General features: G+C 39.9%; 11 protein-coding genes and 2 riboswitches. Of the genes, 6 read left to right on the top strand and 5 right to left on the bottom strand.

Going from position 1 to position 13,647, the window contains the following annotated elements; all coding sequences use genetic code 11:
• The first annotated feature begins 73 nt into the window (after positions 1–73).
• Positions 74–224, top strand: a riboswitch (cobalamin riboswitch).
• 308 nt (positions 225–532) lie between these two features.
• From ACM0OY_RS20660 to ACM0OY_RS20640, 5 genes are all read left to right on the top strand, one after another.
• Positions 533–2,677, top strand: a complete 2,145-nt coding sequence (locus tag ACM0OY_RS20660; RefSeq protein ID WP_414570722.1) for a TonB-dependent receptor plug domain-containing protein — start codon at positions 533–535, stop codon at positions 2,675–2,677.
• Positions 2,678–2,712: 35 nt separating this feature from the next.
• Complete coding sequence (locus tag ACM0OY_RS20655) at positions 2,713–3,585, top strand: (2Fe-2S) ferredoxin domain-containing protein (protein WP_414570721.1); 873 nt, start codon at positions 2,713–2,715, stop codon at positions 3,583–3,585.
• Positions 3,586–3,739: 154 nt separating this feature from the next.
• Complete coding sequence (locus tag ACM0OY_RS20650) at positions 3,740–4,957, top strand: ABC transporter substrate-binding protein (RefSeq protein ID WP_414570720.1); 1,218 nt, start codon at positions 3,740–3,742, stop codon at positions 4,955–4,957.
• Positions 4,958–4,959: 2 nt separating this feature from the next.
• Positions 4,960–6,042, top strand: a complete 1,083-nt coding sequence (locus tag ACM0OY_RS20645; protein ID WP_414570719.1) for an iron chelate uptake ABC transporter family permease subunit — start codon at positions 4,960–4,962, stop codon at positions 6,040–6,042.
• A 145-nt stretch (positions 6,043–6,187) separates the two neighbouring features.
• A complete protein-coding gene (locus ACM0OY_RS20640; protein WP_414570718.1) occupies positions 6,188–7,201 on the top strand; it encodes an ABC transporter ATP-binding protein in 1,014 nt (337 codons plus the stop codon).
• A 41-nt stretch (positions 7,202–7,242) separates the two neighbouring features.
• Here the strand turns inward: ACM0OY_RS20640 and ACM0OY_RS20635 are convergent, their stop codons facing one another.
• From ACM0OY_RS20635 to ACM0OY_RS20615, 5 genes are all read right to left on the bottom strand, one after another.
• On the bottom strand, positions 7,243–8,076 hold the full coding sequence (locus ACM0OY_RS20635) for an energy-coupling factor ABC transporter ATP-binding protein (protein ID WP_414570717.1): 834 nt from the start codon (positions 8,074–8,076) through the stop codon (positions 7,243–7,245).
• The gene (gene cbiQ / locus ACM0OY_RS20630; RefSeq protein WP_414570716.1) at positions 8,051–8,863 is read right to left on the bottom strand and encodes a cobalt ECF transporter T component CbiQ; all 813 of its coding nucleotides are present in this window, start codon (positions 8,861–8,863) and stop codon (positions 8,051–8,053) included. The genes ACM0OY_RS20635 and cbiQ overlap by 26 nt, the downstream gene beginning before the upstream one ends.
• Positions 8,860–9,162, bottom strand: a complete 303-nt coding sequence (locus ACM0OY_RS20625) for an energy-coupling factor ABC transporter substrate-binding protein (RefSeq protein ID WP_322677886.1) — start codon at positions 9,160–9,162, stop codon at positions 8,860–8,862. The genes cbiQ and ACM0OY_RS20625 overlap by 4 nt, the downstream gene beginning before the upstream one ends.
• The gene (locus ACM0OY_RS20620) at positions 9,149–9,928 is read right to left on the bottom strand and encodes an energy-coupling factor ABC transporter permease (protein WP_414570715.1); all 780 of its coding nucleotides are present in this window, start codon (positions 9,926–9,928) and stop codon (positions 9,149–9,151) included. Before ACM0OY_RS20620 ends, ACM0OY_RS20625 begins: the two co-directional genes overlap by 14 nt.
• Before the next feature lie 25 nt (positions 9,929–9,953).
• A riboswitch (cobalamin riboswitch) is annotated at positions 9,954–10,094 on the bottom strand.
• Between the two features lie 53 nt (positions 10,095–10,147).
• A complete protein-coding gene (locus tag ACM0OY_RS20615; protein WP_414570714.1) occupies positions 10,148–12,610 on the bottom strand; it encodes a heavy metal translocating P-type ATPase in 2,463 nt (820 codons plus the stop codon).
• A gap of 138 nt (positions 12,611–12,748) precedes the next feature.
• On the opposite strand from ACM0OY_RS20615, the gene ACM0OY_RS20610 reads away from it, so the two are divergent.
• Complete coding sequence (locus ACM0OY_RS20610; protein WP_414570713.1) at positions 12,749–13,156, top strand: ArsR/SmtB family transcription factor; 408 nt, start codon at positions 12,749–12,751, stop codon at positions 13,154–13,156.
• The last annotated feature ends 491 nt before the right edge of the window (positions 13,157–13,647 follow it).

Raw genomic sequence — 13,647 nt, 5'->3', positions numbered from 1 at the left:
CTATATTCAGTAAGTAATATGGGGAATCAAAATTATTATTGACTAAATTTACATATACACAATAACTATGGTAATGTGACAAATAACTGTCGGTTCTGATGGTGAGCAGCCATCAGGCGCAAGGGGGAAAGTTCGGTGTAAATCCGGCGCTGTCCCGCAGCTGTAATGAGACGAATATAACGTGTCTCTTAGTCAGAATGCCCGCCGACTCACTCTAGACACAAAACATTTATCTGCGAGGCACAGATGATACATTTGATTAATAAATTTCATGGGTACAGATACTGTTTTAAGACAGTACCCTCTGCAAGTTTTACTAATTCGCTTCGCTGTTAGTAACGACACTTAATTTTTGGTTGTCTTATAGGGATTTGGGTATCCATAAGGAATACCACAAAGTCTTTTTTGCTATCCAAATAGTATCCATCATGATTTAGGTATGGCAATGCATTGTAGCAAGCTAGTTGAAGCCTAAATCTTAAAAACTCATAGCACAAATAAATACCTGTCTTTACTGAAAACGAGGAGTTTCATGTCCACTTCCCGTACAGTTACTTATTGTGAATTTTTCTCAAAAATCTTTGTTTTTACCGCAATCTATGGGATAGTCTGCGGAAGAAATGTAGCGATTGCTAATCAAGTTGCACAAATATCTGAGTTTCCTAAGTATGAAGGTTCTGCAAGAGACTTACAACCAGTTGCACAAGTAACACCTGAAAATACTCCAGCCTCCACAACAGAAACAGAACCCGATATTGAATTAACAGTCATCGACAAGCTATTGAATGAACCTGTATTTTCACCCTTTCGCCGCGAAGGGACAGTAAAAGATTCCACCCGTCCCGTTTACGTAATTACGGGTGAAGAAATGGAAGCGCAGGGTGCAAGAACTGTCAAAGAAGCACTGCGATTTCTTCCTGGTATCTTGGGTGATGGTACTGTTGGCACAGAAGTTAATGCTTTAAGTGGTCAATTTATTCGCGGTTCTAATACCGATCAAGTATTAATATTGCTTGATGGTAGACCGATTAATAATCTTGGTGGCGGTGGTTTTGACCTCTCAGAATTTACCACTAATAATATTGAAAGAGTCGAAGTATTACCAGGAGGAGGTTCAACTCTTTATGGTTCTGATGCGATAGGAGGGGTAATTAATATTGTCACTCGTCGTCCCACAGAGAAAGTTACAACAGAAGCCAAAATTAATATTGGTGCTTATGGACTAAACCAAAAAAGTATTCAAAATAGTGGGAAAGCGGGTGCAATTTCTTGGGTTGTAGGTTACAACCGTACACAAGCAGAAAATAATTATCCTTTTACAATCCCTGAAGCCAATTTTACAGGAACTAGAACAAATAATGATGCTCTATTTAACAACTTTAATGTCAAACTAGAGGCAGATTTAGGCACACGTAATACCTTAACTCTCTCAAGCCTATACTTAAGCAAAGAACAAGGAGTACCAGGAGGGGTAGCAATTCCTGAACCCCAATTTGGGCAAGGTTTTTTCAATTCTTTCACCGACAATAATCGCAAATACACAGACCAAGTTCTCACTGATTTAACCTGGAATTCCAAATTAGGGAATGGTAATGATTCACTTTTAACAGCCAGAGTTTATACTGATTTTCTCAATACTCGTTTTGATAACCGTAGTGGCGCACTTTCATCTCAAAATCGGTTTGATTCTAACCAAGTTTCTTACGGTATTCAAACCACACATAGTTGGAATCTTACCAAAAATCAGATTTTAGTTTATGGCTTTGATTACCGGAATGCAAATGTGCGTAATACCACCTTTAATTATGGCAGTAATGTCAATAGAGAAAATTACAATGACAGTATTAGTCAAGGAGCCATTTTCGCTAAATATGAAAATAATCTTACTTCTAGTTTCAGTATCAATTTAGGAGTACGCCAAGATTTCAGTAGCTTGGTAAATGGTTCATTTACATCACCATCTGTAGGTACAAAATTAGCAGTCTCTGACTCCACAACAGTCAGAGCAAACTACATCAAAAACTTTCGAGCGCCAACCATTGCCAATTTATTTAACAATAATCCTACTAATATTGGTAATCCTGAACTTAAACCAGAAAAGGGTGATAGTTTTGATATTGGCATTGACCAAAAGTTAGGTAATATAGGCTTATTACGTTTGACGTTCTTTAGTAACACAGTATCCGATACAATTGTCTTTAAGCGGTTGACACCACCCGTGAATGGCAATACAGGTACTTTTGAAAATATCGGACTAGTTAGAACTACAGGAATTGAAGCCTCTCTGAATTTGCAGCTAGCGAAGAATATCTATGCTTTTGCTAATTATACAGCTAATGATCCGCGCATTTTAGAAAGTTCTAATCCGGCGGAAGTTGATAAGGAGTTACGATTTGCAGGTGCGGATAAATTAAATTTGGGTGTTTCTTATGAAAATCCTCAAGGTTGGTATTTAGGATTGCTCATGAATTCTTTGAATGGGTATCCAACGAATAACGATAATACAGAGTTTTTGTCTGGTTATACTACTTTAGATTTCAAAATGCGCGTCCCTTTAAGTGATAGTTTGATACTGACAAGTAGTGTAGATAATATCTTTAACCAGCGTTATCAGTTGTTTCCGGGTTTTCCTGATGGGGGGAGGGTTTTTCAGGTTGGGTTGAGTTCTAGGTTTTAAGGTTAAGAATTTTTTCACGCAGAGGAGAGTTGAAGATGAGTGAATTTAATTGTTTGGTTACACCAGTAAATCAAGTTGTGACTGAGGCGTTGTCTACAGGTGGGACAATTGAGTATGAATATTTTGATTGTGTAAGTGATGTTTTGTCATCGTTACTTTACACTTTATTTGAGCAGAATTGGCAACAGGTAGGGGTGGGGCATATTGTCCAAGGTAGTGTTTTGGAATTAGAATTTAATGCTGCACCAAAACTTTGTATTCTCTACGATGGATATTTGACGGTAGCCACTGAAGGCTGGCATTTACATTTGTGTATTGATACTAATTTTGGTGGGCCTCTTTGTAGAACCCCTGTAGAAGTCAGGAAGCAGCGTCAAGTTAGTCGTGCAGCTTTTTATCGTCGGTTTAATGCAGAAGGGAATCCCAGAAGTTGGGGAATTCAGTTTTGGAATGGTGCAGATGAACAATTGATGACGATTTTATTACCGAATCCTTTCGTTGATGGTGAAAATTTATTACCAGAAGGTAAACCTGATTTATCAAAGTTAGCTTTGTATCAAGAATTAAGAGATATTTATGTATTGGGTATTCAACCAATCCCGTTTAGCAAAAATCCCCTGAAGCATTCTTATATTTCAGTTTGCACTTCTACTCGCTGCCTTCCTTCACGCAAATGGCAACCCACATTTGATGCTTTAAAATCCGCAGTTGAAAATGCAGGTTTAGATGTGGAAGTGAGAACATCTGGCTGCTTGGAAGTTTGCCAACAAGGGCCAGTAGTATTTTATTCTGATGATAGAACTTGGTACACTCGCGTTAACTCAAGTGTAGCTGAAACTATTGTCAATGAACATTTGCTAAAAGGTAACAAAGTTATTGAAAATTGCTATCCACCAGATTCCCCATAACTTCTATTTTTAAAAATCTCACGCGAAGACATAAAACAGATTTTATTTAGTTCATCTTCTTTTCTCTTCTTCTCTAACTCTCTGCGCCACCCTGCGGGAACGGCAAAGCCGAACCGCGTCTCTGCGTGAGAAAAATTATATTTCCTCAAACCCTATGAAATTGGTAAAACTGACTCACTCAAAACCCATTATTTTTTTGTACCAGTTTTTTCTCATTGCAACTTTAATTATTGCTTGCCATAGTACGGCAATTGATACCTCTACAAATACCAATAATAACGACTGCATTCAAAAATATGACCCCAATACTGATTACTTCCCTAATAAAATCAAGATTACTCACGCAACAGGCTTCGCAGTACAGTATCATAAACACTACAAAATAGTCACTATAAAAAATCCTTGGCAGAATACTAACACAGGTTTTCAATATGTTTTAGTCCAATGTGGAACTCCCACGCCAAAAGGATTTAATCAAGCACAGATAATTACAGTTCCCATTAATTCCATAGTTTCTCTATCTACTACTCATTTACCTCACCTAGCCAAATTAGGTGTAGTTGATAAACTGATTGGTATTAGTAATAGTAAACAGGTCAATACTCCTGATGTAGTCGAGAGAATCAAAGCCGGAAAATTAGCACAAGTAGGTGATAATTCAAATGTGGATATAGAGAAAGTACTAGAATTAAATCCTGATTTGGTAACAACTTTTGGTACTGGAAATTCCCAAACTGATAGTTATAGCAAACTCACAGAGGCGGGTTTGAAAGTGGCAATAAATTCTGAATATATGGAAGACACACCACTGGGAAGAAGCGAATGGTTAAAATTTACGGCTCTGTTTTTTAACAAAGACGAGCAAGCAGAAAAAATATTTAGTGAAATTGCCAATAAATATGAACAAGTAGCTCAAAAAGCTAAATCTGTAAAAAATCGTCCAACTGTATTCGTAGGGTTCAATTTTAAAGGAACTTGGTATATGCCTGGAGGCAAAAGTTACGTAGCTAAATATCTGGCTGATGCAGGAACAAACTATCTCTGGAGTGATGATAAATCCTCTGGTAGTTTACCTTTATCTTTTGAAGTTGTTTTGGAACGTGCAGCCAATGCTGATTACTGGTTGAATTTTAGCCAATCTTGGAAGAATTTAAAGGATTTAGTCGCTGAAGATAATCGCTATGCTGATTTTAAAGCTGTGAAAACAGGCAATCTTTACAATAATAATGCCCGTGTCAATGAAAGTGGAGGTAATGATTACTGGGAAGGCGGAATTAGTAACCCAGATATAGTTTTATCTGACTTAATGAAAATACTGCATCCAGAGATATTACCTAACCATAAACTATTTTATTACCACAAACTTAATTAATAATGTTCAGCGAAAAATATAAATTTAAAATTCCACTAATAACCCAAAAAACTCCGGTTTTCAAAACTATTATTTTCTTAATTATACTTATAAGTTTAATCTTGGCTTTTTTATTAGACTTAGCTTTGGGTTCAGTTGATATTCCTGTTAATGAAGTAATAAAAATTTTGCTTGGACAAGAACCAGAAAAAGTTACCTGGACTCATATTATTCTCAAATTTCGCCTACCTAAAGCCTTGACTGCAACTTTAGCTGGTGCAGCTTTAGGCGTGAGTGGCTTACAAATGCAAACCCTATTTAAAAATCCCTTAGCTGGGCCTTTTGTATTGGGTATTAGTTCTGGTGCAAGTTTAGGTGTAGCGTTAGTTGTGCTGACAGCAAGTGCTACGACACCAACATTATTAGCCGATTTGGGATACTTCGGCGATTTTAGTTTAGTCATAGCAGCAAGTCTCGGCGCAGCATCAGTTTTAGGGATGATGTTAATTGTTTCTCGCCGAGTGCAGGACACAATGACGCTACTGATTTTAGGTTTATTGTTGGGCTACGCTACTAGTGCAATAGTAAGTATTTTGTTGCAGTTTAGCTCAAAAGAACGAATTCAAAGTTATATTATGTGGACTTTTGGTAGTTTTGCTGGGGTGACTTGGAAACAGTTAGTTGTTTTAATTCCAGTGATACTTTTAAGTTTATTGGGAGCAGTGTTGCAATCAAAATCTTTGAATGCACTTTTACTGGGTGAATCTTATGCACGTAGTTTAGGTTTAACTGTGCAAAAAACCAGATTTTCTATTATTACCAGTGCATCTATATTAGCTGGAGCAATTACCGCTTTTTGCGGCCCCATTGCATTTTTAGGTGTAGCAATTCCCCATTTATGCCGTAGTCTGTTCAATACTTCCGACCATCGGATATTAATTCCTAGTGTAACAATGATGGGTGCAATCTTAGCATTGTTTGCAGATTTGTTTTCTCAACTTGCGGTAAGTCAGATGGTTTTACCTTTAAATGCTGTCACCGCTTTGATTGGAACTCCTGTTGTGACTTGGGTAATTCTGCGGCGTAATTCCCAAAAGTCTTTTTAAGATTTTTGAAACGCAGAGGTACGCGGTGAACCAGCGCTGCGGGAGGGTTTCCCTCCGCAGGCGACTGGTGAACCCGAAGGGAGGTAAGCGCAGAGGTACGCAAAGTGTTTTTAAGGTTAATTCGCTATGAATTATTATTCTGATAATGAGTAACTCGATTTTAACAACTCATAACTTGACTATTGGTTATAAGACATCCCGAAAAACTGTTCGGTGTGTTGCATCGGATATTTCTGTATCTCTGCAATCTGGGGAACTGGTTTGCTTACTTGGCCCTAATGGTGCGGGTAAATCTACATTACTGCGATCGCTCGCCGGAATGCAACCCCCAATATCAGGTGAAGTCCAACTCTTGGGGGAAAATATTTACAAGTTAGCACCACAAGAATTAGCCAAACGTCTGAGTTTGGTACTCACCGAGAAAGTTGATGTCGGAATGCTATCAGCTTACACCTTGGTCAGCTTGGGGCGATATCCTTACACTGATTGGTGGGGAAATTTGACACCCGAAGATGAAGCTATAGTAACTTTGGCAATAAAATCTGTAGGAGCAGTACACTTAGCACAACGCCAAGTTAGCGAATTAAGTGATGGTGAACGCCAAAAAATCATGATTGCACGTGCTTTGGCTCAGTCGCCTATTGTGATGTTACTTGATGAGCCAACAGCATTTTTAGATTTACCGCGACGGGTGGAAATTATGCAATTGTTACGCCAGTTAGCACGAGAAACCAATCAGGCGATTCTCCTTTCTACCCACGATTTAGATTTAGCTTTGCGTTTGGCTGATAAAGTTTGGCTATTATCAACTAATGGTATTTTACACGTTGGCGCACCAGAAGATTTGGTGTTGAGTGGTGCATTTGCTGATACTTTTGAGAGTGAAGGCGTAGAGTTCGATGTTGCTTCTGGGGAATTTCATCTCCATACATCCCACAAAGGAGAAATTAATTTGATAGGTGAGGGGATTGCATCTGTGTGGACTATTCGTGCTTTAAAACGTGCAGGCTTCAAAGTTAATCAAAGTCAAAATAGCTTACCAATCTCAGTAGAAGTGATGTCAAACTCTAAACAATTTTTGTGGAAAATCACACAAAGCAAGACTGTATATACTTATTATTCATTGTATGAAATGATTAAATTTTTGGATCTTTTATAAAAGCATTGTCCCTAATTTATTGAGATTCTCTAACTGTATAATCAAGAAAAATTACGAAATCGCTCTAATATCCGTTGTCGCACTCGTTCTATAACTACTCCCTCCTCAGCAGATAGCCCATCAAATAACATCTCATATATCAATGGTACGCCCAACTCTAACTCTTCTAAAAGTGTACGCTGGCTAAATACATCTTGTGGTTTACCTTCTAGCATCAGCCGCCCTTTATCCATAACAAAAACCCAATCTGCCCACCGATAGACTAAATCTAAATCATGGGTTGCCATCAACAAAGTGGTTCCATCTCCATGAATTTTTTTCATGGTTGCTATCAAATTACGAGTATGTTTTATATCTAAATATGCAGTTGGCTCATCCAACACCAACAGTTCCGGTTGTAGCACCATCACATCGGCTATAGAAACTCGCTTTTTTTGTCCTAAACTCAGATGATGCACTGGTCTTTCTGCTAAAGCAGTCAGTTCAAATTCAATTAATGCTTGCTCTACTCGGTCTTTAATTTCTGGTTCTGGTAAACCTAAATTACACAAACCATAAGATATATCTTCTTCAACCGTAGAAGCTACTAATTGTTGTTCTGGATCTTGAAATACTAGGCCAACTTTCTGCCGTAATTTACCCAGATAATTACGATTATAACTTAATGGTTCACCACGCCAATGAACAACACCAGAATCAGGTTTATATAAACCGTTAGCTAATAGAAACAATGTCGTTTTACCACAACCATTCTGACCAATTAAGGCACACTTTTTACTTGATGGAATCTTCAGTGTTAGACCATTCAAAGCTGATTCCTGCGCCCCTGAATAGGTGTAATATACCTGCTCAAATTCGAGTAAATATTCCTGCATTTCGCCAAAACTCTAATCCTATTAATCCTACACAACCGCAAATCGCTTCGATGATATATCGTGCTTGGGGACGATAGCGACGAGGATGCCAAACTCGAAATTCAGTCACAAAACCCCGTGATTGTAATCCGAGAGAGAACTGACTATATCGTTGTAAAGTTCGCTGTAATAGTTGTGCGATTAGTAGTGCTAAACTTTTCATTCCACTTTGCCAAGTACGGTAGCCACCACGGGAATTTTGTGCTGTCCACAATTCATTGGCTGTGTTCAGCAGAATGAAAATAAACCGATACATTAATAATAATAAATCGGTTAAAAGCACTGGAAATCCTAAGTAACGCAGAGTTTGTAATATTTCCGTGAAAGGTACAGTTAGCATGAGAAAATATAGGCAAGAAACAGAGGCTAATGCTCTGGTTAAAATTCTCAATGCTTGGCTACTGCCACTATGACTGATATAAATATAGAAGTGTCCGAGAGTTAGTCCATACCATGAGTCTAATTTGACACTTTGTAAATCAGTAATTGCAACTCCATTCACCATCAAGGCTGGTAAACTTGTCAAACAAAAAACTATGGTGAACATTAACAACCGAAAATAAACACCAGCCGGAATTCTTGCATAAATAACTGTCCAAATACCCATCCAAAGCGCCATTAAAATTTGCACTAGCGGATGAGTAGCAAAGGAAATAGCAAGAGTAGTAAATGCAAAAATTAGTTTATGTTCTGGTGGCAAACTTCGTAGTCGATTAGTGTAAGCTAAAGTGTCTATTTGCAGGCTCATTCTTCACGTTTTTGTTGTTGGGAACGTCCTTTATACAACCCAATTGCATAACCGACTACTCCAGCACCTAAAGCTGCTTGCGAAGCAAATAATAAACTTTCTATTTCACCACTAGCTGGTTCAAAAAATGATTTAAACCAGGGTTTATATCCAGGTTGTATTTCAGTAATTGCTTTTTCTGCTTTGTCATCGGAACCGGCAAATTCGCCACCACGCACAAATATTAACGGTGCAACTGCTAAGGCTAATACAGCTACTACCAACAGCCAGTTACTCAACCCTTTTTTAGATTGACTCATTTCCTTGGGGTTCCCGTTTGATTAATTTCAACAATTCTAATTCTTGAGGATTATAAGATTGTAGCCAGTTCCACACCAATACAGTTAGCAATCCTTCACTAATTGCTAAGGGAACTTGAGTAATGGCGAAAATTCCGGCGAACTTGGTAAATGAAGCGAGAAACCCACCAACAGGTGCAGGAAAAGCTAGGGCGAGTTGGATAGAAGTGATAATGTAGGTGAGTAAATCTGCGATCGCAGCTGCTAGAAATATGGCGATTTTTTGTTTACCACCCAACTTTATTGTCAGATTATATATCCAGTAAGCTGCAAATGGCCCAGCGATCGCCATCGAAAAAGCATTTGCACCCAGCGTCGTCAAGCCACCATGCGCCAGTAACAAAGCTTGAAATAACAACACTAAGCTACCCAAAACTGACATAGTAAGGGGGCCAAACAGCACCGCACCTAACCCCGTCCCTGTTGGGTGAGAACAGCTACCTGTGACGGAAGGGATTTTCAACGCTGACAGCACAAAAGTAAAAGCACCAGCCAAGCCCAGCAGTAGTTTCAGTTCCGGGTTCGCTTGGGTAATGCGAGTCAGACTACGCAATCCCAATAGAAAAAATGGTAATGCCACAATCCACCAAAAAATCGCCCACTGCACGGGTAAAAAACCTTCCATAATGTGCATGGCGTAGGCGGGTTTGGGTAAACCAACTACTAGATAAAAACTGATAACTCCCATCAGGGTTAGACTGACTAACGCCTGTTTTTTTCTTTTCATAATCTGTACCTCGCAGATTTATGTAAACGAATTGATTCTAACCGGCGGGCATCCTGACTCACCTAATTTTGGCTCACAGTTGCGGGACAGCGCCGGATTTACACCGGACTTTCCCCCTTGCGTCCGATGGCTGCTCCCCATCAGAACCGATTGGAGTAACTATATCACCATTACTAATTTTGAACAGCGATTTTTTACCAGGTATTTACAAAGCGTAGTTTATTGAGATAGTTTAGCTCTAAATAGCCGCATTCCATTCGCCGTTACAAACAAAGAACTTCCGGTATCAGCTAAAACTGCAACTGCTAACCCGACAAATCCGAATGTCCCCAAAAGTAAAAACAGTGCTTTTGTTACCAGCGAAAAGACAATATTTTGCTGAATTACCTTTACGGTACGGCGACTCAAATCAACAGCCGTAGCGAGTCTTCTTAAGTCACCACCAACCAGTACGACATCAGCGGTTTCCAACGCTATATCTATCCCACCCACCGCAAAGCTGATATCCGCAGCCGCCAATGCCGGGGCATCATTTATACCATCACCTACCATGCCCACAATCCCAGAACGGCGCATTTGTTGAATTATTTGCAGCTTATCTTCTGGTAAAAGTTCTGCTTTATACTCTTTAATGTCAAGCTGTTGAGCAATTTGTTGGGCAACCTGAGTGCGATCGCCTGTTAACATGACTAGATGTTGCAATCCCTGCTTTTTCAACAATCGCACAGATGACGCAGCCTCCAAGCGCAAGCCATCCGCCAGGGAAATCACTCCTAATAAACCCTGGCTATTGCCTACTAAAACTGGAGTTTGTCCCAAATTTTCCATCTCACCCAAGAGGGACTCGGCAGCCAGTGATAAACTGATACCTTGATCCACAAATAACCGCCGATTTCCCACAAAATACTGCATTGTGCCAAAATTTGCGGTAATACCTCTACCAGGATAAGCTATAAAATTCTGGGGATTCTCTAACTCTATTCCTTCCTCCCTGGCTTTTGCAACTATCGCCCTAGCCAAAGGATGTTCAGATTGTTGTTCCAAAGCAGCGGCGATTAATAATATCTGCGTTGCACTCACTTCCCCCAACTCCTTCACCTGTAGCACTACAGGTTCTCCTTGGGTCAGGGTTCCCGTTTTATCAAAAGCAAGACTGGTGAGTTTTCCAGCAGTTTCCAAGCTATTACCGCCCTTGAATAATATCCCTTGACGGGTGGCTGCACCAATAGCACTGACAATGGAAACGGGGGTAGAAATCACCAAAGCACAGGGACAAGCAATTACTAATAACACTAACGCTCGATAAAGCCAAATATCAAAGGATTGAGCAAATACCAAGGGCGGAATTAAAGCCAGAGCGATCGCTATCATTATTACAATAGGTGTGTAAACTTCGGCAAACTTATCTACCCATTGCTGGGAAGGTGCGCGGCTTGATTGAGCAACTTCAACTAAGTGAACAATTTTCGCCACCGTCGTATCAGCAGCAGTATGTGTGACTTTCACCTCTAAAAAGCCAGTTTGATTTAATGTTCCCGCAAAAACGCGATCGCCTATTTCTTTATCTTCAGGAATAGATTCTCCTGTAATTGGCGATTGGTCAATTGCTGAATTTCCCGATACCACCACTCCATCTAAAGCAACACGCTGTCCTGGACGAATTGTCAGAGTTTCCCCAACTTGAATTTCTTCGACGCGCACTGTTACTTCCTGAGAACCCCGCCTGATAGTTGCAGTCGGTGGAGTCAAATTCATCAGGTTACTGATAGCATTGCGGGTACGACCAAAGGTAAAAATTTGCAGCGTCGTCCCCAAGGAAAATAGAAAGATCACCAATGCAGCTTCAAACCAGTCCCCTAAAATCACCGCACCAATCACCGAAATCGTCATCAGCAAGTTCATATCGGCGCGGCGTAGGCGTAACTCCATCAAACCGGCTCGTGCAATGGGAAATCCAGCTACGATGATGCCAATGCCATAAAAAGCCCGTACTATCCAAATAGGTAGCGCCAAATACTGAGTTATCAAACCCAGAACTAAACCTACTCCTGCTAAAATCACACTCAGCCCCCGGCGGTTGTGAATCCAGAATTTCCAGTTTGTCAAGTCGGTATTTTGAGACTGCTGGCGGACTGGATGAGGGTGTTGGTGTTCGTGATTTATGGAAGTCTCATCACTTTGCTCGACTGTATAACCCAAAGTTTTAATCCGGTCAAAAATCGCCGTTTCATTGACTTGTTGCGGGTTATATAATATGTCCGCTCTTTGGGTTGCAAAACTGACCGATACCTCCAAAACGCCTGCTATCTGCTGCAAACCAACCTCAACTGTCTTAGCACAACCGCCGCAATCCATCCCGCCAATTTTAGCTTGTAGGCTTTGAGTAGGAACCGCATCAGTGTGATGGTCGTGGTCACAAGAATGGGAATGACTGAGATGGGTAGCTGCTTCATGACTCTGCTCAACTGTATAGCCCAAAGCTTTGATCCGATCAAAAATCGTCTTCTCACTGACTATCTGTGAGTCGTAGGATACTTTGACTTTTTCTGTCGCAAAGCTCACAGATGCTTCGGTCACACCACGTAACTGCTGCAAGCTGACTTCAATTGTCTTAGCGCAGCTTCCGCAGTCCATACCACCAACCTGCAAAGCTTGAGTTCTAATGGAGGGAGTTTGAGTCATGGCAGCTTGACAAGAAAGGCTACAAAGTTAACTACCAATATTCTAATACAACAGTTGAACAACTGCTCAATTGTTAAATAAGTACATTTTTAGTTAATATTGAGATTGATTACCATTGCTGCCAGCCAAAAAAAAGAGATGAACAAGCGCACATCCAAGTCAGAAAACGAGCTACTACAAAGTGCTGACAACGCGCCCACCTGTGACACCCATCTGATACATCTAGATAATGTCCGCTTAACTCAGTCACAAATCCTACCAACAGATAAAGCGCAGCAGATGGCAGAACTCTTTGGGGTGTTAGCAGATCCGAACCGTCTGCGTCTACTATCTGGTTTAGTAAACCAAGAATTGTGTGTTTGCGATTTAGCAGCGTTGACGAAAATGAGTGAATCAGCCGTTTGTCATCAGCTGCGATTGTTGAAAGCTATGCGTTTAGTCAGCTATCGCCGAGAAGGGCGAAATGTCTATTACAGTTTGGCTGACAGTCACATCATTAATTTATATAGTTCTTTAGCAGAACACCTTGACGAGTCAAATGCTTAAGGTTTTACCGGAAGTTTGGTTCGTCTTTTTTATGCAACAGAAGTTTGACAAATTGTCTTTTGACATTAGCAGTTATTTAATGTCAATGTTTAAAGCAAAATCTGATGTTTCCCCAGATAAACCCCGTCCATTTTGAAACCTAGAGTTTTTAAGGAAAGTATATTATTCGGTCGTGGCTTGAGTTCTGAGCTTTACCCTAATTCCAAAAAAACTACGGTTTTCAAGGTAGACGCGGTTTAAAATACAAAAATACACTGATTTGAACAACTTTTTTAACTTTGCTTGCTAGCCCATCTGCTGCTCACAATATTCAGGTAACTAAATCGTGTGAGTCAGGTACAATCCAGCAATCAAGCTTTCTTTTAATAAGGATTTAACCCAAATTCTAAAGATATTAAAAACTAGTTTATACAAAGATATAAAGCTTATTAAATAAACATCCAACTACCCCTGTTTAAAGCAAACTATATGGAATTTATTACTAATTTATA

Origin of the sequence: Nostoc sp. CCY 9925, assembly GCF_963920935.1 — a bacterium.
GTDB lineage: Bacteria > Cyanobacteriota > Cyanobacteriia > Cyanobacteriales > Nostocaceae > Nostoc.
The sequence above is the reverse complement of the archived record's forward strand: the minus strand, read 5'-3'. Positions and strand labels throughout refer to the sequence as shown.